This is a genomic window from Flectobacillus sp. BAB-3569, assembly GCF_002270355.1.
Classification (GTDB): domain Bacteria; phylum Bacteroidota; class Bacteroidia; order Cytophagales; family Spirosomataceae; genus Flectobacillus; species Flectobacillus roseus.
On sequence record NZ_NJFZ01000012.1, the window covers coordinates 116,509 to 134,290 of the forward strand.

Genomic DNA, 17,782 nt, shown 5'->3' on the forward strand with positions numbered 1-17,782 from the left:
ATGCTTATCACGCCTATTTTTTCTCTACGGCATGACCTCCAAATTCATTACGAAGAGCCGCGACAACCTTCCCAGAGAATGTGTCTTCCATCTGTGAGCGATAGCGCATCATCACTGAAAGGGCAATAACAGGCGTAGGAACACCCATATCCAAAGCCGTTTCTAGAGTCCATTTGCCTTCGCCTGAAGAGTGCATTACTCCTTTAATTGCGTCCAATTGTGGATCTTTTGCAAAAGCATTTGCCGTCAATTCCATCAACCAACCCCTCACTACCGAGCCATGGTTGAATAATTCGGCTGTTTTCTGGAAATCAATATCAAATTGCGAGCGCTCAAAAACCTCAAAGCCTTCTGCAATCGCCTGCATCATACCATATTCGATACCATTGTGAACCATTTTGGTAAAGTGTCCACTTCCTGCACGACCAGTATGTAAATAACCGTTTTGGATAGATATTTTTTGAAAAACTTCCTCTACATATTTGAAGACATCGGTATCTCCTCCAATCATGGTACAAGCGCCTTGCAAAGCACCGCTGGTGCCGCCCGAAGTACCACAGTCAAGGAAGTCGATACCCTTGTCTTTCAAATGTGCGTAACGACGTAAAGAATCTTTGTAAAAAGAGTTTCCGCCATCTATTATTATGTCTGAAGGGTTCAATAAAGGAATTAATTGCTCAATCACAGCGTCTACAATTTCACCAGCAGGCACCATCAACCAAATGACTCTTCTGCCTGTAAGTTGGGTCGTCAAATCTTCTAAGCTAGAAGCTGTAGAGATACCTTGTTGCGCAATTTGAGTTACAAAATCGGGGTTTACGTCATTGGCTATTACCTCAAATCCATTTCTGTGTAAATTTAACGCAAGGTTAAAACCCATTTTGCCTAAGCCTACCAATCCAATTTGCATAAGTTTATTTGTTAAAAGTTTCGGGATATTTTGTTTATAAATGATAAGGTGTACTGTACTCAGTAATTTGTAAAAACGTTATTCGTGATTTGTATATCCGTTATAAGTTAGTGGGCAAAATAAAATTTAAGATTGTGCTTTCGGCTTTCAGGTATCGGCTTTCGGTAGTGGGCTTTGTAAAAAAGTATTTTAACACTCTGTGCCTTGTGCCTGTTGCCTTGTCCCTAAACACATAACCTGAATCTCATTCTGCATGAATACTTAAATCTATGGCTCAAATTTCTTGTATTATTTTGTTTAAAACTTTCATTTTTTTTCGGTGTGAAATATTTGAAATATTTATTTGGTCACAATTCTTTAATTGAAACTCGAACTCTTTAGAAATGAGGGTTTTAGAAAACGAAAACTAAAATCCTCTGCTTTAAGAATACAGTTTTCTTTCATTTTTAGTAGAAAAGTAAAAAATTGTGCCTCGTTGCTATGTCCAATACCAATGAACCTGCCTAAATTACATGACGGTTTTTTCAGCCATATCTTGTGATTATCTCATGAATTCCAACTTTTACTATATACAAAACGAATCGCCCGAATTAAAGGAATTTCCCTTTGTGTCTTGCTTGCTTTCACAGAAAGTACAGCAAATCATTCTTGATTCTTGGGAGGTTGGTCAGCGAGCTGGAATTGGTATTTTTAGCTTTACAGAAGGAAAATACGAATGGAGTTTGGAGCATAAAACCTATCCATTATATCCCAACGATTCCTTGATTGTTCAACCTTGGCAGGCGCTTGGCAATCCGAGGGGATATTTGGAGATTGGTGCTTTTATGCAATTGAGTATTTTGCCGAGTCATTGGACAAATGAGGGACATTTGATTTTGGGTGATTGGAGCAAAATCTCATACAGCGAACAAGTGGTTATTTCAAAACTGTTTTTGTCGAATGCCAAGCCAATCATTCCTCGTAATCCTGCAATTGGACAATTAATCATGGAATTGGGGCAGGAGGTACAAGAGCAAGCTTTTGGTTATCGTACCAGAGTGCCTCAAATTGTGGATGAAATTCTGATTACTTGGGCAAGAACCTTGGGTAAAACCGAACGAAATAACCAAGATTTTTCACAGACTTTTTTACAGCTGGAACAAACCCTAAGAGCTAATTTGGAACACCCATGGACCTTGGAGGAAATGGCTGGTTTGGCAGGATTAGGAAATACAGCTTTCTCGGAAAAAGTAAAACGCTTTTCAGGTTTTTCTCCTCTCAACTACCTTATTAATATCCGTATTGCAGAGGCAAGTAGATTGCTCAAAAGTAGTGATAAGTCATTGACAGATATTGCCTTAGAAACGGGATTTTACTCATCACAACATTTTTCAACTACCTTCAAAAAGCTCACAGGATACACGCCGAGAGATTATCGTAAAATCCATATATAAACCACACATACTTTCTCAACAATCGATACGAAAAAATTATGGAAGCCATTCTGACAATTGATATTAATACAACCTCTGTAAAAGTGCAGGTGTATCACCTGAGTGGGAAAGCTTTGTATCAAAAACAAGGTTCGTATCCTACTTTTCACCCCTTTGCAGAATGGAGCGAACAAGACCCTGAACAGGTGTATATTACGACTTTATTTGTTGTCAAAACCTTAATGAATGAATTTGTGCTTCCCAATAAAATCAAGATAGTTTCGATTGGTTTCAGTGGTTCGATGCACAGTGTTTTGCCTGTCAATGCCAAAGGAATTCCTTTGGGGCAAGCTATTATTTGGGCAGATAATCGTGGACAAAATCAAGTTAAAAAACTTCAAGATAGTAGACTTGATACTAGTCTGTATGCACAAACAGGCACGCCCATCCACCCGATGTCGCCTTTGATGAAAATAGCTTGGTTGGAGTCCAATAAGGGTATTTTTTCTGAAAAAGTGGCTACATATATTTCGCTAAAAGAGTATGTTCTTTTTCAGTTGACTGGACAATATCGTGTGGATGAAAGTATGGCTTCATCGACAGGATTATTTGATATTACTGCCAAAAAATGGTCGACAGAAGCCTTGAATTTTGCCCATATTTCATCGAGCCAACTCTCCGAAGTTAGTTCGGTGATGGACAGTACTTTGATGCTTAAACCCGAAATTTCAAAGTCTTGGGGTATTCCTATAGATACTCAAATTATCCTTGGAGCAACTGATGGCTGCTTGGCAACGCTTGGTGCAGGGATTATTTCGGAAGGAAAAGCCGTAATTTCTATTGGTGCCAGTTCGGCGGTCAGGATTGCAGGAAAGGAGCTATTAAAAGACCAAAAACAAAGAGTTTTTAATTATCTGTTGACCGACAATTGTTATATCAGCGGAGGTCCAGGCAACAACGCAGGGGTGGTGTTTGAATGGTTCGCAAAGGAATTCGGTGATTTTTCAGAACACGCTTACATCGAAGAAGTGTTAGATGAAATATTTCAACGCATAGAATCTATTCCTTTAGGTGCTGATGGATTGGTATTCTTGCCCTATTTGCTAGGCGAGCGAGCACCTATCTGGAATGCCAATGCAAGAGGCTCGTATTTTGGTTTACACATCAACCATACTAAATCACATCTGGCACGTGCGACTTTGGAGGGTATCTTGTTTGGAGTGTACAGTATTGGAAAAATGCTGGCAGAATTTAGAGATATAGACGAAATTCGAATAAATGGGAGTTTTGCTTCGCACCCTTTATGTGTGCAAATGCTCTCTGATATTTTTGGAAAAAGAATCACTGCAAATCTTTCCTACGATGGAGTTGGGCAAGGAATTGCTTTGTTAACACTGACACAAATGGGAATTTTTAGCGATTTGCAAACGGCGACAGCATCATTGAATTTTGACCAAGAGTGGTTACCTAATTCAGACAATCATGCAAAGTATCAGGCGTATTATGGTTTGTTTGAAAGATTGACAGAAAAACTTGAAGAGGAATTTGAATATTTAGCAAAACTGCGTGATTTTTAGGGAAATGGAACCCTCTAAAAACAAAAAATCCCAATCATAAGATCGGGTTGCAACTCATTTTTCATCTTAAATCCAGTCATACAACACTTTGTCATTTTCTGGATTTTGATTCTCGCCTTTCTGAAACGTGTGCATGTAGCGAGGGTTGTCTTGTTTTTTTGCTTTGTGTGCTCGCCAATTTGTGTGGCGGTTTAATGCACTCCAACTTTGTTTTGCCATATTTTTATTTGTTTTAGTAAATAATATATGCAAAAGTTGTTTCTGTAATTGCTTGACTAATAATTAATTGTTTTAACAAATCACAAAACGCTTTTGCTTTGTATTTGAATATAAAACTACTGGTTTCTTGAAAAAGTTCAAATTTTAGGAGATTATTAAATTGTTAAGGTAGGTTGGGAGTTATCGGTTAGAAGTGTATCGGTTATCAGAATTGACACGAAATCAGAAAAAAACAATCTACAGATTGAAACTGTCTAAAAACCTGCAGAATCTCGTATTTGAACCAGTTTTCACCTAAAGCACACAGCCGACTGCCGAAAACCCAACAATTTGGTACCTTTGCTTTTATTCACTTCAAAAATCAACAACATGAATGCTGTAAAAATAACTGCGTTTGGTGCACCCGAAAATATGATTTGGTCCGAATACCCCGATCCTGTTTGTGGTGCTGAAGAGGTAATTATCGAAATATATGCTGCGGGTGTCAATCGTCCAGATGTATTGCAGCGAAAGGGACATTATCCCGCACCCGAAGGAGCGCCTGCCGATATCGCTGGTTTGGAGGTTGCAGGACAAATTATTGAGATAGGAGAAAAGGTAACTCGCTGGAAGCTAGGCGATGAGGTCTGTGCTTTGGTTGCTGGTGGAGGATATGCCGAAAAGGTGAATGTTCATGAGTCGGTTTGTTTGCCCATTCCTACTGGTTTTTCCTTGGAAGAAGCAGCCTGTTTACCAGAAACGATCTACACGGTATGGCATAATGTTTTTCAGAGAGGAAACTTGCAAGCTGGTGAAGGTATTTTGATTCATGGAGGAAGTAGTGGAATCGGTACAACTGCGATTCAGTTGGCGAAGGCTTTTGGTGCAAAGGTTTTCGTAACTGTTGGCAATGAGGAAAAGGGAAAAGCGTGTTTAGAACTTGGCGCAGATGGTTTTGTGAATTACAAAACGCAGGACTTTTTAGAAGTGTTAAAAGAGGAGTCAATCCATGTCATTTTGGATATGATTGGTGGTGATTATTTTTCAAAAAATATAGATTTATTACAAGCTGACGGGCGATTGGTGTATATCAATGCTATGGGGGGAAGAATGTCCAGATTGATATTCTGAAAATGATGCAAAAGCGATTGACAATTACAGGCAGTACTTTGCGTGCAAGAGAAGTCAGTTTCAAGGCAAGTTTAACTACTGAAATTTATGAAAAAGTGTGGCCGATTTTAGAGCAAGGATTATTCAAAGTGCCCATTTTTGCGAGCTTCCCAATGCCCCAAGCATCAGAAGCACATCGATTAATGGAATCCTCGGCACATATTGGAAAGATTGTATTGGTCAAGTAGGCTTACCAAAAAAGGCTGTGATTATCAATCACAGCCTTTTAAACTAAATTCCATTTAACTATGTAATTAAAATGGACTCATATTGGTGATATTTTCTAAATAGCTTTTTCTGTTGGCTGTCTGCCATCAGCAAAAACTACCCTGAAAAGTCTAATTGTTGTTAAATAATGAGGGATATTCTGTACAAAGTTATAATTCTGTCGGTAGGTTCAATATTAAATTTATTGAAGGGTCACAAAAAAGCCAACCTCAAAGAAGTTGGCTTTTGATGATAACTATTCTAAATGCTAAAGATATTGTAACGAATGGTATCTCGTTACGGGATTTTGAGAGAGTGCTAATTAAGGTTACTATCTAAAAGCCAACTGTCTCCACCAAGAGCCAAGTCTTGAACCTGACGGTTTGAAAGTGAAAATTTGAGTTGGTTTTTGTGTCAAGGTTTCGAGATAATGCAGGAAAAGGCGATTGGCTTCATGTTGCCAGTCGATAAATTCGGTTTGAATACTTTGGTGTTGGGGTAGATATGCCAAAAATTTAGAAAAATCAAATTCTGTTGAGGCTATTCCAGCGCCGGCACGTTGCCCGTCGTGCGCATTGATCATTTGCTCGATATGATTTGGAACAGGAACCATCATGATTGGCTTGCCCAAATACATGGCTTCACACACTGATTCAAAACCAGCGGTACACACCAATCCCGAACAATTTTCCATCATGGTTAAAAATTTCTCAGCGTTTACTTGATGAAATGTAAGGTTTTCTCTTACTGCCCATTCGTCTGAAAAATCTGGATTATTCCAAAAACAATGGATTTGCACATCACGGTGATTTTCGTGCCAATTGGCAATGTCCTCCGCCAATTTGTGATGTGTAATGTATGCCAAAACAAATGGTTTACTTGTTGGATTAAGTTTTTTCACTTCTGTACGCAACAAAGGTGGCACTACAGCAATATTACGATTTAAGTCATTCTCCATTTTGTCGAATGACAATGCTAATTTTTGCGTACTACCCAATGCTGTTACTTTGGTATTGAAGTTGAGTAAAAAACGGTCAAACCAATGTTTAGAAATATTGTCAAATTGCTCATGCAATAGCAAATACTGATGCGCAATGCAAATACAAGGAATATTGGGGCGATACGTGCTGAAATACAAACCACAAATCATCTCGTAGAAATTGATTACAGCGTCTGGCTGGTAGTAATCAATTTGCTCTTTCAGGTACTTCACACTTTTGCAATACAAAGGAAATTTAAGTAAATGAGTGCTAATGGTATCCCAAACTCTCAAGGCCTTTCCTTGTCCATAAACGAGCGATGGGCTTGGAAAAGTCTCAATAGGTGCTTGAATAGCTTCTTGGAAAAAGGAAGGTAATTTTTGATTATTCCCTTTGCCCACCAATACTGCTACCACTTCGTGACCAGCCGAAGTTAATATTTCAGAAAGTGAGATCGCCTGAGTCAAGTGACCTCTACCTTCGCCTTGTACAACAAACAAAAATTTACTCATTTCGTGGCTTTTGGTATCATGCTTATTGAGATAAGCATTAGTTTTTGTTCTCGTTTAAAATCAATTCGTTGGTATCTTCTTCGCTCAAAAGCAGAGCTTCATTGGCGTAATACATCAGTTCCCATGCACCTTCGTGTGTTTCGATGAGTGCACTTAATGACTCAACCCAGTCGCCTGAGTTCATATAGGTGACTTCGCCAATGGCTTTAATTTCTGGTTTGTGGATATGCCCACATATAATGCCTTCGCAGTCGTTTGCTAGGGCTAACTCAGCTAGTTTTTCCTCAAAATCCGACACGTGATTGACGGCCTTTTTTACTTGCTGTTTGATTTTTTGTGAAAAGGAGTAGTATGGCATACCTCTCCATGCGCGATAACGGTTATAGAGCTTATTAAGGCTCAGAAGGAAGGTATAACCTATATCGCCTAGGTGTGCCAACCACTTCATATTGGATGTCACGGAGTCGAAAATGTCGCCGTGCGTGATAAAAAACTGCTTTTTCCCAGATTTAAGAATATAGTCTTTTCTAATACTAAATTGCTTTCCTAATTGAAAAGGAATAATCTGGTCAAGAAAATCGTCATGGTTGCCTCTTAGATAAATTACTTTGGTACCATGTTCTTCAATCATTTTGAGCACTACCCTAAAAAATGCGGTATGTTTCTTTTTCCAAGAACCTCCTTTTTTGAGTTGCCAGCCGTCGATAATGTCGCCATTCATGATAAGCGTTTCGCAAGAAGTTGATTTCAAAAATGCCACAACCTCCTTGGCTTTTGCGCCTTCAGATCCTAAGTGTAAATCTGAAATGATAATGGTTTTATATTGAGCTGGTGTTTTCATATACGTATCTAATCCAATTCAAGAAGACAGAAACGATATTTAGGGATAGTCGTTTAGTGCATTTTCTGCCTTGTTTTAACTATGACCAAAATTGAGGAATTACTTTAACCTTATGGTTGTGTGTATGTTATGCTTTTGTTAATTGTTGCAGAGGAGGCGATAATGAAAGGAAACCAACAAACTAGCCAGTAAAAATTGGCAGGTTAGATAGAGGAAGACCAGAAAGGTTTTGAAAAACGACTGGCTAATCTGTTGGTATAGTAAAGTTTTGTAGGAATGGATACTCGGTTTTGTTTCTTTTTAGGCGTTGGCAAAAAGATACCCTACACCTTTGATAGTTCTGATGTAATCATCACCAATTTTTTCACGGATTTTACGAATATGCACATCAACGGTTCTTTCAGTTACGTGAATACCTCTACCCCAAACATTAGAAAGGATTTCGTCGCGAGAATACACTTTGTTGGGATTGGTTACGAAGAACATCAATAAATCAAATTCTTTTTTCGGTAATACCCAAGAGTTGTTATTTACCGCAATAGAATAGTTTTGTTTGTTGATAGTTAAATCTTCAATAACAATTTTTTCTGTACCTGTACCTTCTGCTAGTTCACGTTTCAACATGGCTTTGATACGGCTCAATAAAGCTCTTGGCTTTACAGGCTTGATAATGTAGTCGTCGGCACCAATGTCAAAAGCAGCGATTTCAGAATACTCCTCAGCACGAGCGGTCAAGAACAAAAGATATGTTTTGTTTAACTCTGGCATTTGCTTGATGATACGTCCCGCCTCGATTCCGTCCATAATCGGCATCATAATGTCCATCACAATCAAATCAGGGATATGTTGCTTGGCTTTTTCTACTGCAATTTTTCCGTTTTCAGCCGTGAACACCTGATAACCCTCGCCTTCAAGGTTGTATTGGAGTAATTCTAAGATATCTGGGTCGTCATCTACTACCAGTACTTTAAGAGAAATGTCGATCATAAGTAATTAATCTAGGACTAATAATGTTGTCGTTTGAGATGATAAGAAATTGGGTTTCTCAAATTTTGACACAAACTTATCAACCAGAAATTACCTCATCGTTACTCTTATATTAAGTGTAGATTAACATTTTTGAGCGGTAAAATATTGGTAAAGAATTTATAAAATCGAGCGGAAGTAAAGGTTCGTGTGTTGGATGATTGTAGTTTGAAAACTATTACAAAAAAAGGTCCAAGTCTAAGACTTGAACCAGTGCGAGGGTTTTATTTTTACTTATTCATTACTTCTTCGATGGGTTTGCCAACCTTATCATTAGGAGCATAGTTTTCTCCTAAAAACTTGGCGAGTGTGCTGGCAAACTGTGTTTGGTAAAATTGCCCAGCTGTTTTTATTTCGCCTTTTGCAGGAGTATCAGGTCCTATAACCGCAAACCAAATTTGGTCTGAATAGGCTGTTCTGAAGCTATGGTCTGTCCAGCCTGATTTAGGATATTGACCTCGTCCATGGTCGGAGGTAATGATTAGCGTCGTTTTGTCTTTATAATCGGGCATTGATTGAACTGTCTTCCAAAGATCAGCTAAATATCGGTCAAAATTATTTGCAGCTTTGATATAAGCGTCATAATTTCCTGCATGTGCATAATCGTCGGTTTCATCAAAAGCTATAAATAAAACCTTTGGCTTTTTGTTTACAAGGTATTCTTTAGCAAGAAAATAAGTAATGAAATCATGACGGTCAGCAATAGCGCTTGGAGTAGTCTGCTGAATTTCGTTGAGTAGTTTTTCTTTCGGATTAGGATTTTTTACTAACTCTTTTCCTGAGTTTACAGGAATTTTACTTCTTTTTTCATTAATGATAAAAGGAAAACAATCCCATGTCGAAAAAGCAGCGATTTTACCCTTATAGGCAGGTTTTTTATGCAAATACTCCAATACAGTTTCATTAGGGTTTTCTATTTGGTCGTTGCTGGTAATTCGTTCATCATCAGGAGCCCCAGTCAAGAGTTCATTATAGCCAGGATATGAAAACCATTGTTGATTGGTGACATTGACAAAGTTTTTGTACTGACGATTCCCGTAGATTTGCCCTTTTGTCGCAATCGTATTCCACAAAAATGTCAACATTTTGGCTCGGCTAGCTTGCGGAGGACCTCCAAAGCGGTCAACTAGATCGCGTTTGCTTTTGGTATATTTTTCTTGATTGAGCAATGCGGTATCTAAGCCATTAAATACCTCTAGCCAACGAAATCCATCGGTGGTAATCAAGATAACCTTTTCGGTTTTATGTTGGGCTTGTGAGAAATAAGTACCCAATAATAGGAGGAGGATTACGTTTATTTTTTTCATTTATATAAAGGTTTTTGTTTTGTGAACCTAAAGCATTCTATTACTAACTTAAGTGTATTTCTCATGTTAAGGTTCTGACAACTGATATACAATTAACCAATAACATCTTAACTATACTTGGGTAACGAGAAATTCTAATAAAAGTTTTCGGTAAAAATCTAATGGTTGTACCTCACAGTCGGTAAGTTTGGCTTGTTCGTCCCAAGCTCTCAATTGCAGGCTTTTTTTGAAAAGAGGGTGTTTTTCAAAAGCCTCTGCTTCGTCTGGAGTCATGACACCACCTTGGTATTTGAGGGTTGTTTTACTTGCTTCCGAAAGTTGCTCGTAATACTTGGGATGTTTGTAGGTTAAATAACGTTTGGCTTGCACATGGTTTTTTACCAAAATAGCCATGTTTTCAGGTAAGCCTTTTGATACCAAAAAGTCAGCGCCTATTACCTCATGTCTCAAATGACCCATTCCTTCCATATCCTCCGATGCTTGCATTGGAAGAAGGTGTCCGATGTCATGGAAAAAAGAGGCTAATACCACCAAGGGTTCTTCGTTGGCATCGAGTGCCAGTTGACCAGCCTGTAAGCTATGCTCAAGAATAGTGACAGGTTCACCAATATATTCGTTGCCACCTTGTTGGTCAAATAAGGCGAAAATTTCCTCTACGATTTGTTCTGGGTTGTTTTTCATTTTAGTAATGAGTTATCATTTAGTGAATTATTGAGTAATTTTTATTTCCGAAATCCAACATCCAATATCTGCAATCAGAAACTTCAAATACCCTTAAAAAGAAAATAGTGAAGCAGGGCTTCACTATTTCTACGCATCATTAACCACTCAGTTGGAGGTTATTACTCGATAACGACTGTTATGCGATATTTTATGAACTCCCAATTTTCCTCCGACTATAATCTTCAGGTTAATGAATTCACCATATAAGAATTTAATACTATTTCAAAATCCAGAAATCGTAATTGATGTCATCTTTACCATCTGTGAATTGACGTTTTAAAGCCGCTTCAACGTTAGTTTTGTTAGTGGTAAATTCTGACTGAGGATATTGAAAACGTTTTGGGATTTTTGTGCCATTACCTGTTCCTGGTCCAATCAAAAAGCTTGGAATACCAGTACGACGTTGGTTATAAAACGCCTCATATCCTGAGTTTTGGAAAAATGCTACATATTTTTGTTTCAAAATCTGAGTCAAACCGTCAGTATTGTTTCCTTTATATTGTACTGAAGATTGAGTCAAATAATTAGCTGGTAAAGCAGCACCATAAAACGACATTGAAGACTTAATACCTTGCTCGTACCAGTTCTGCGCGTTTCCAGTTGCCCAACCGCGGTTGATACCTTCTGCAATGTTAAAACACATTTCAGAATAACTCAAAATGAAAGTGTTTTCACCTACATAGTTGCTGTAATAGCGCTTACGGCTTTGGAAAGAGTATTCTCCTTTCAATACTTTTGTTGACATATCTGCCAAATCTTCGCCTGAACTTGCACCTTCGTATGCAGCGACACTTGTAGCAGGAATACCAGCCTTAATTTTTGCTTCAGCAGGTTCTGCCACGATAAACAAACGAGGGTCGTTGTTTTCTTTCAAAATGTCGATATAAGTTTTCGACATATTTTCGCGCGTTGCGTTGTTACCGAAGTTATCAGGGTTACGAGGGTATTTATTGTTGCTACTCCAAACGTACTGTAATGCTTCATCATTTGAAGTCATCAAAGGATACTTAGTCGGGTTACTGATGGTGTTCACAAACTGTTGTTTAACCTGCAAATCAGTATCATCCGCTTTTTTACTTAAATGAACCAAAACACGCAATTTCAAAGTGTTAACGGCTTTTTGCCATTTGCTCAAATCACCATTGTAATAAATATCTCCTGTCAATGACTTATCGCTTGCAGCAATCAAGGTTGTAAGGTCAGTGTTTGCATCTTCCAACCACTTTAATACTTGTACAAAAACATCCTTTTGGGTGTCGTAAGTAGGTTGGTCAACTGTTAGTCCTTTTAAGGCATCTTTTACTGGTAAATCACCAACGGCCAAAGTCATTTTTGTGTAGTAATATGCACGCAAAAATTTACCAACTGCTGCGTATGGATTCACCGCTTTTGCTCCACTACGGATAGCCTCTTCTTCCATTTTAATTACGTTTTTCAACGTTGTAAATTGCAAAGAAGCTGCTGACCAGTTGTATTCGTTACTGCTGTAATAGTTATAGTTAGAACAGTAAAATTGATTGCTACGCATGGCGTCGTTCCAAGCGCCTTCGTTCATATTGCTAAGAACTGTTCTTAAGGTAAGTTCAGCTGGAACTGAGGTTGGTAAGTTGGGGTTTTTCTCCAAAACTGCATAATCATTACAGCTCGAAAGTAAACCAACCACGCAAAGTGCTGCTATATATTTTTTCATTGTTGTAAATGCTAAAGAATTTAAAACTGCTAAAAGTTAGATATTAGTGATGAATTGAGAGTGATGAGTTTAATTTTTTGAAAATCAGTATTTGTATTTAAAATTCATCACTCGTTACTCCCAACTCATCACTCATAATCGCTTGTTCAAGGTATTTTAGAATACTAAGTTAAGATTTACCCCGAAACGCTTCATAGTTGGCGTTTGAAGACCTGTACTTGTACTCAAACCTGTGTATTGGTCTAAGTCTACACCTGAGTGTTTGCTATCTACGAAGTAGAATAGGTTACGACCTACAAATGAAACAGACGCTTGTTTGAATGGAGTACGGTTCAACAATTGAGCAGGAACATTGTAAGAAATCGTAATCTCACGAATTTTTGAGAAAGTCTTACTCATCATGTTACCTTCAGATGTTGAATAATAACGGCTGATATAATCCTGTACGAATGTCTTAATGTCGTTTGAAGCAAACTTCAATTGGCTCATGTTAGTGATTGCACCAGTAGTTGGGTCATAAGTTGGTGTACCTTCTACGATTTTTACACCTTCACCAATGTATGATTTGATACCTTTTACGTCTTGCTCACGAGCAGCACCCAAAGCACCTTCAACTGTTTCTATATTACGTCCACCACGGAATGACTGACGACGGATATAGTCTTCGATTACACCACCTACACGACCGTCTAATAAAATATTCATTGACCAGTTTTTGTAACTAAACTTGTTGTTGATACCATAAACCCAGTCTGGATTGGCATAACCTTGGAAAGTAGAGCGAGGTAAAACAATCGGACGACCACCTGCATCGTTGATGATTTGACCGTCAGCAGTACGAGCATAAGTTGAAACAATTACTGGGTCGATTCTGTCGCCAGTATTAAGGGTGATGTTTGAAGGGTTACCACTTACAAAGTAGTTAGAAGGCAATGAAGAAATGTTTCCGTAGATTTCTTTCAATACTTCTTTATAGGTTGACCAGTTCAATACGATATCCCATTTGAAAGCTTGAGTCTTTACAGGTGTTGCTTTCAATGAAACTTCCCAACCTGTTTTTTGAGTACGAATACCGTTTACGATTGCATTGGTATAACCTGTAGTTTGTGATAAATCACGGTTGAAGATACGTGGGCCATCGTTTGAAGTAAAATAGGTAACTTCACCTGAAAGTCTGTTTTTCAAGAAACTCAACTCCAGACCTGCTTCAATTTGTTCAGTAGTATTCGGCTTTAAGCTTGCATTATCCAATTTGTCAGAATATGAAGATGAAGGTAGCAAATTATAGCCTGGTGCGATAGTATATCCTACTGAGTTGGCATAACTTGGACCATCATAAGAAGAAGCATAGTCAACACCATAGCCTACAGGGAACGAGCCACTAGGAGTTGAACCAATTGTTGAGCGAGTCAAACCGTCTTTTACGTTTGCATATGATGCACGTGCTTTCAAGAATGAGATAGCAGATGGTAATGTCACATAATCGGAAATGACAGTACTCAAACCAAAAGATGGATAGAAGAAAGTATTGTTACCTTTTGGTAAAGTAGAAAGGTGGTCAACACGACCCGTTGCAGATAAGTTGATATAGCTTTTGTATCCTAAGTCAGCTGAGTAATAAGCACTTTGAACTTCCATATCTGATGCAAAACTGAATGCTTTCACAGGACGAAGTGAGTTAGCGAAAGTGTACACACCCGGAGTGTTCAAATAGTCAGTCGTTACAAAACTTGAACGATAGCTAAAACTACGAATGTTCGCACCAGCCCATACTTTCACATCAAAGGCATTGTTGTACAATTTGCTATATTTCAACAAGATATCAGTGTTGTTTTCAAACAAAGTACGTTTGTCTTCACGATAATCACCTTTAGCTTCCTCACGACCGTATGTAGTGGCAGAGTATGGTAATTTTTCATTTCTGAATAAATCATAAGAAGTTACTGAAGTACGACCTGTCAATTCGAAATTATCATTTATTTTGTAGTTCAATGAAGCATAACCATAGATATCATTTTTGTAATGACCTCTTGTCCATTCGTAAGCTACAAAATATGGGTTGTTGTAACGTTGGTATTCAGCATAGATTTGTTGGATACCTTCTTTGCCTGGCTGCCAGTAGTTGCGCAATTGGTCAACATCCCAGTCTGCACCACCCCAAATTACCATGTTGTAGATCAAAGAGTTTGGTCCGTAGTTTACATCTGGTACGTTTGGTGTTGACTGACGGTTGAAGTTGATATTTGATTCCAAACGAAGTTTTTTCGAGAAATTAACACCTGCCGACATGTTGAAGTTGATAGAATTCAACTGTGTGTTTGGCACGATACCTTTTTGGTAGCTATTTGACAATGAAAAACGCAAGTCAGCTTTTTCAGTACTTGAAGAAATGGCAATGTTGTTGTTTGATTGCAAACCATCACGCAAGAAGCGAGTCAAGTTGTTTTTACCACGCGCAATCCAAGGCGTACCTTGACGAACACCATTCACGATAGGCGAGTCATATTGAGGAATCAATTGACCTTCAAATTTTGGTCCCCAGATGTCGTAGTCGCCGTCATTTTTACCGCCACCACGACCATCTACGAACTCATATACTCCGTGGTCTCCAGGTCCATACAAATCCTGAACTTTCGGAATAGCGTTGAAGCCACTTTCTACCATCGTTGAAGAGTTAAACTCAACGGAAAAACCACGTTTATCTTTAGAACCTTTCTTCGTCGTAATCAAAATTGCACCATTTTTACCACGGAAACCATACAAAGCTGCCGCGTTTGGTCCTTTCAATACCGAATAAGTTTCAATATCATCTGCCGAAATATTCCAAGTATCAGAGTTGATAGGTACACCATCTACGATAAATAGAAGATCGGTATTACCACGCAACACTAAGTTTGGACGGCCTAAAATTTCTGCAGAAGCTCCAATTGTCAAACCTGCTACTTTACCACTCAATGAGTTGATGGCATTTGGTTCACGAGCTTTGATCAACTCAACGCCTTGAACGGATTGGATAGAGTTGGTAAGCGTTCTTTTATCTTTCGAAATACCCAAAGCTGTCGTAACAACCTCTTGGAGCATCTTAGATTCTTGTGCTAGGCTAACATTGATGGTTGTTTTGTTGCCTACTGCAATTTCTTGTGAAGCGTAACCGATAAAACTGAAAACCAAAACATCAGATGGTTTTGCATTGATTTTGTAGCCACCATCTGCGCTAGTTGAACTACCTTTTTCGCTACCTTTTACACGAACCGAAACTCCTGGAAGTGGAGAGTTGTCGTCTGCAGCACTTACTTTACCAGAGATTTGTCCGATTGTAGTCATTGAGCAACAAAGCACTAAAACTGGGACAAACATTGAAGTCATAAACCACGTAAAATTACGTTGGAACCTCCCTAGCATGGGTAAAAGTTTTTTCATTTGATTTGTGTGTTTTGTTTTGTGATAGAGGAAAGAAATTGGGTAAAACGAATCTAGGGATTTGAGTTTTATGGGTTAGGACAAAACCAAGGATTCGCTGAAATTTCCTTTTGAAAAACGATGCAAACCTACAATCAAAAAATAACCTTACCTTCAAGCTTGTATTAAGCTTGATTAAACTTTAGAGGTGTAATATGTGCTATATTCGCTGTTTGTGTTAGTAAAGTATTAAGCGTAGATAAAATTGAGAGAATCGGCTATTAATTGCTGTGGATTGAGATTTAAGCCCCCAAGAAACGCAAGCCTGATTTTGTCTTTTGTTGAAAAATTTGATTGAAATAAAAGTAAGATGAGACTACTAATACTATGCAAAGTGTTGGTAAAAGTTGGGCAAAAGCATTGAGTAAGTCGAGCCAAGAAATAGGATTTTTCCCGAAATTCTTAATAAGTAATACAAAAACACTTCCTAAATATCCACAAAAATCTGCGGTGTAAAATAGGAATCCAACGTTACCACGCTCATTGAGCGCTGCTAATAGTCTGTCGAACAATATTCCATTAAAAGGTACATAAACCATATACAGCCCGAGTCCGTTCCAGACCATCCACCAGTAGCCTGTAATCGAGCCTCCATTGTACAATAAAGTACCCAATAGCATAAGTATGCAACCTCCGAAAATCAAACCATGATTGAACCATAGTGCATTTTTATGATTTTTGATTAAGAATGCTACTCCGGTCATAAGACTAATGGCGATACCAATCAGGATTTCGGTTTCTGAAAAAATCTTAATGTCGCTCACACCTAATTCCTGCCAAATTTCAACTCCAAAATTGTCTCGTATATCTCTAAATACAGTCATCAAAACATAAATACAAACCAGTAGAACCATACCCAAACCATATTTTTTCATGAATTTTCGACGTTGTTTGGCAAACATCGGCACTCTTTCTACACGTTCCAATTTGTCCTGTTCGTCGGGTTTAGGTACCAAATTCATGCACCAAACAGATATTATTAGCGCAGGGAAAAAGCAAAGCCCAACCACAAATGGCATCCAAAACTCATCTATACCAAAAGATAAAGCCCATCTGGATACTGATTTAATAATACCTGAAGAAACGATAAAACTAACCGCTAAGCCTGCACCTAATAAATCCGTGATTCTGCGACCTTCTAAATAACTAAAAACCAAACCGAAAATCATTCCTAAGCCCAAACCATTGAGATACATAAACATCCAGTTGTCGGGGGCAGGTACAAGGGCAAATAACAAAAGACAAATTTCAGCGTACAAGATCATTCCTATGATATACAGCATTCTTTGATGTGGCTTTACCTCTGCCACGACTTTTATACCCATACCTTTGGCAGTAGCATAGCCCAATACCTGCGCCACTACCAATACAATTTTGTAGTCGATACCCCACAAGGTCAAATCTGAATATGTTGCTGCTGAAAATGGCTTACGAAAGGCATACATACAGAAATAAGTACTAAAAGCCATAGTACCCAAAAATATACCTCTAAATAAAGGAGAACTCTTTTTTAATAATGATTGTAAACTCGCACGCATGAAAAATGAGATATTTATTAAAGTATTATGTGACGAAAGTTCAGGTGATTGATCAAATTGACTATCAGAAAAATTTCTGGCAAGCCAAGAACTTTTTTTGACAAGAATACAAATAAAACTTCTTGTAATTCAGTCTATTAATTAGGCTTAACGGACATTTAATATTTGCTTAAAAGTACTCTTGTTACCTTTGAAGTACAGACTTGGCACCGCCATTCTGATAGATGTTTCT

Annotated in this window: 14 protein-coding genes; 4 read left to right on the plus strand and 10 right to left on the minus strand. The window is 38.2% G+C overall.

Translation table 11 applies throughout. The features are described from left to right. Positions 1 to 13 precede the first annotated feature (13 nt). A complete protein-coding gene (gene gnd / locus BWI92_RS12790) occupies positions 14 to 910 on the minus strand; it encodes a phosphogluconate dehydrogenase (NAD(+)-dependent, decarboxylating) (protein WP_095163653.1) in 897 nt (298 codons plus the stop codon). A 548-nt stretch (positions 911 to 1,458) separates the two neighbouring features. Here gnd and BWI92_RS12795 point away from each other — a divergent pair. Both BWI92_RS12795 and BWI92_RS12800 read left to right on the plus strand, forming a co-directional pair. Next, on the plus strand, positions 1,459 to 2,343 hold the full coding sequence (locus BWI92_RS12795; RefSeq protein WP_095163757.1) for a helix-turn-helix transcriptional regulator: 885 nt from the start codon (positions 1,459 to 1,461) through the stop codon (positions 2,341 to 2,343). A gap of 38 nt (positions 2,344 to 2,381) precedes the next feature. Then, a complete protein-coding gene (locus tag BWI92_RS12800; protein WP_095163654.1) occupies positions 2,382 to 3,899 on the plus strand; it encodes a gluconokinase in 1,518 nt (505 codons plus the stop codon). Positions 3,900 to 3,965: 66 nt separating this feature from the next. On the opposite strand, the gene BWI92_RS27315 is transcribed toward BWI92_RS12800, so the two are convergent. Further along, positions 3,966 to 4,118 (minus strand): hypothetical protein, encoded by a 153-nt coding sequence (locus tag BWI92_RS27315; RefSeq protein ID WP_166576689.1) that lies wholly within the window; start codon positions 4,116 to 4,118, stop codon positions 3,966 to 3,968. A gap of 369 nt (positions 4,119 to 4,487) precedes the next feature. On the opposite strand from BWI92_RS27315, the gene BWI92_RS12805 reads away from it, so the two are divergent. Beyond that, positions 4,488 to 5,228 carry an NAD(P)H-quinone oxidoreductase gene (locus BWI92_RS12805; protein WP_310588901.1) on the plus strand — a complete coding sequence of 247 codons (741 nt, stop codon included), beginning with the start codon at positions 4,488 to 4,490 and terminating at the stop codon, positions 5,226 to 5,228. Between the two features lie 2 nt (positions 5,229 to 5,230). Beyond that, complete coding sequence (locus BWI92_RS28675; protein ID WP_310588902.1) at positions 5,231 to 5,455, plus strand: zinc-binding dehydrogenase; 225 nt, start codon at positions 5,231 to 5,233, stop codon at positions 5,453 to 5,455. Positions 5,456 to 5,805: 350 nt separating this feature from the next. Here the strand turns inward: BWI92_RS28675 and BWI92_RS12815 are convergent, their stop codons facing one another. The 8 genes from BWI92_RS12815 to BWI92_RS12850 form a co-directional block, all read right to left on the minus strand. Continuing rightward, positions 5,806 to 6,966 (minus strand): glycosyltransferase family protein, encoded by a 1,161-nt coding sequence (locus BWI92_RS12815; protein ID WP_095163656.1) that lies wholly within the window; start codon positions 6,964 to 6,966, stop codon positions 5,806 to 5,808. Positions 6,967 to 7,003: 37 nt separating this feature from the next. Further along, positions 7,004 to 7,807, minus strand: coding sequence for a UDP-2,3-diacylglucosamine diphosphatase (locus BWI92_RS12820; protein WP_095163657.1), 804 nt, complete (start codon positions 7,805 to 7,807; stop codon positions 7,004 to 7,006). A 300-nt stretch (positions 7,808 to 8,107) separates the two neighbouring features. Beyond that, positions 8,108 to 8,794 (minus strand): response regulator transcription factor, encoded by a 687-nt coding sequence (locus BWI92_RS12825; RefSeq protein ID WP_095163658.1) that lies wholly within the window; start codon positions 8,792 to 8,794, stop codon positions 8,108 to 8,110. Positions 8,795 to 9,063: 269 nt separating this feature from the next. Then, entirely contained in the window at positions 9,064 to 10,140 is a 1,077-nt protein-coding gene (locus tag BWI92_RS12830; RefSeq protein ID WP_095163659.1) for an alkaline phosphatase family protein, read from the minus strand. 111 nt (positions 10,141 to 10,251) lie between these two features. Continuing rightward, positions 10,252 to 10,821, minus strand: coding sequence for an HD domain-containing protein (locus BWI92_RS12835; RefSeq protein ID WP_095163660.1), 570 nt, complete (start codon positions 10,819 to 10,821; stop codon positions 10,252 to 10,254). A 259-nt stretch (positions 10,822 to 11,080) separates the two neighbouring features. After that, positions 11,081 to 12,553, minus strand: a complete 1,473-nt coding sequence (locus BWI92_RS12840) for a SusD/RagB family nutrient-binding outer membrane lipoprotein (protein ID WP_095163661.1) — start codon at positions 12,551 to 12,553, stop codon at positions 11,081 to 11,083. A 156-nt stretch (positions 12,554 to 12,709) separates the two neighbouring features. After that, the gene (locus tag BWI92_RS12845) at positions 12,710 to 15,973 is read right to left on the minus strand and encodes a SusC/RagA family TonB-linked outer membrane protein (RefSeq protein ID WP_229363012.1); all 3,264 of its coding nucleotides are present in this window, start codon (positions 15,971 to 15,973) and stop codon (positions 12,710 to 12,712) included. Between the two features lie 281 nt (positions 15,974 to 16,254). Then, entirely contained in the window at positions 16,255 to 17,550 is a 1,296-nt protein-coding gene (locus tag BWI92_RS12850; RefSeq protein WP_095163662.1) for a DUF5690 family protein, read from the minus strand. Between the last annotated feature and the right edge of the window lie 232 nt (positions 17,551 to 17,782).